This is a genomic window from Sulfuricurvum sp. RIFOXYD12_FULL_44_77 (assembly GCF_001830725.1).
GTDB lineage: Bacteria > Campylobacterota > Campylobacteria > Campylobacterales > Sulfurimonadaceae > Sulfuricurvum > Sulfuricurvum kujiense_A.
The window spans coordinates 1-1,601 of record NZ_MIBU01000118.1 but is presented as its reverse complement, the minus strand read 5'-3'; the positions used below and the strand labels follow the sequence as shown (position 1 = coordinate 1,601).

The 1,601-nt window shown below is 40.7% G+C and carries 3 protein-coding genes; 2 read left to right on the top strand and 1 reads right to left on the bottom strand.

The genetic code is table 11. From position 1 onward, the window contains the following. Window positions 1-219, top strand: a 219-nt coding sequence (locus tag A2517_RS04990) for an EAL domain-containing protein (protein WP_294894747.1), incomplete at its 5' end; no start/stop codon positions are given. Window positions 220-283: 64 nt separating this feature from the next. On the opposite strand, the gene A2517_RS04985 is transcribed toward A2517_RS04990, so the two are convergent. Then, window positions 284-820 carry an outer membrane beta-barrel protein gene (locus tag A2517_RS04985; RefSeq protein ID WP_294894745.1) on the bottom strand — a complete coding sequence of 179 codons (537 nt, stop codon included), beginning with the start codon at window positions 818-820 and terminating at the stop codon, window positions 284-286. A 139-nt stretch (window positions 821-959) separates the two neighbouring features. Here A2517_RS04985 and A2517_RS04980 point away from each other — a divergent pair. Then, on the top strand, window positions 960-1,601 hold a 642-nt coding region (locus tag A2517_RS04980), incomplete at its 3' end, for an AEC family transporter (RefSeq protein ID WP_294894743.1).

Sequence of the window (1,601 nt, the reverse complement as noted above, 5' to 3'; positions counted from 1 at the left end):
CCCGAAGATCAGGCGGATGGTGAAATTGTAAAATCGATCATCCACCTGTGCAAAGGGCTAAATCTCAACATTGTCGCCGAGGGAATCGAGACCGACAAACAAGGGAAATTTTTACTGAAAGAAGGGTGTTTAATCGCACAAGGGTACCATTATTACAAACCATTACCTAGTTTAGAGGCCAAAGAGGTTCTAACCTCCGATGCTTATCAATACCGCTAAACATTATTCTTGGAAGTGTTTATTTGAATAGGTTCCCACCAAACGGGAACCTGAGAAGCCTACATTAAAATTTGAAATTCAATCCGGCAAACCAATTTTGTGCAGATGTCGCTTCTACCGTAACACCATCAACACTTTCGTATGCATCAGCACCAGCATAATCAAGGTATCGATATCCAGCTTCGATCGATACATTCGAATTAAATGAATAATTAACACCCGCTTGTACGCCCACAAGTGTTCCGCTTATATCAAATTTGTTATTGATGTTATCCACTTTACTGATTGCTCTACCAACCATAGCCCCTACAAATGGCTTTAATGAGGAAGTACCGATCAAATAGTCATACCCCAATCCATACTGTTTAAACGTAGCATTTTCCGTATTAGGATCAACATATTGGTAGAATCCGTATACACGGTTATTTTGATTAAAATAGTACCCACCCTTAACTGTTACACCGGTATCATCAACACTACTTTTAGAAGCTCCAGAAGCTTTATAATCTACATTTACTCTACCCATATCTAAACCCACATAAGGTCCTGCGGCCATTAAAGCACTTGAAAGTATTCCTGATACGATCACTTGTTTTATCATTATTATCTCCCATTTCAGTATATAAGCTATACAACCATATCAATATAGTTGTTTTTGATTATAACATATTATTTCATATCCGCAAGCCGTTCATGTTACAATGCCTAAATCGTTTTAACTACCAATTCTAAGTGACTCAATGCAAACTTTATTCTCAATTATGGGTATTTACCTCTTTATCGCTGTCGGTTTCGGTGCCAAATGGACATTTAAAGAGAAAATTGATGACCGTACTATTACTCTGCTGAGTGTCTATTTTTTACAAATATTTCTCACTTTTTGGGGATTGCTCAAACGTCCCATTGATACTGAGCTCCTCGCAGCTCCCTCACTTTATCTGGCTATTACGATCATTTCACTGCTGTTGATGATTCCATTAGCCCGAATGCTTTTTTCTGAACCTAAAGAACGCTCTATCGCCACCGTCGCGGCATTAATCGGCAATACGGGCAATCTCGGGATTCCCTTAGGGATCGCTCTGTTTGGGGAAGAGAGTATCCCCTATACGACGCTCATCAACCTCGTCAATGTCTTCGTTGTCTATACAATAGGGGTGTTTTACTATTCACGCGGAGAGTTCAGCGTAAAGGGGTCGCTCCTCAATATCCTCAAACTTCCCGTCCTTTGGGCGGCACTGGTAGCGATTGCACTGAATCTCATCGGCTATGTCCCAAGCCCCGCCGTCGATAAAACGCTGATGATGGGGGCGTATGCTTCTATGACAATGCAATTGGTGTTATTTGGAATTTATCTTTACGGCATTAAACTCGGAGAGATAAAT

Coding starts and splice junctions, on each gene's coding strand:
- A2517_RS04985 (WP_294894745.1), bottom strand. CDS start 820: ATGATAAAACAAGTGATCGTATCAGGAATACTTTCAAGTGCTTTAATG.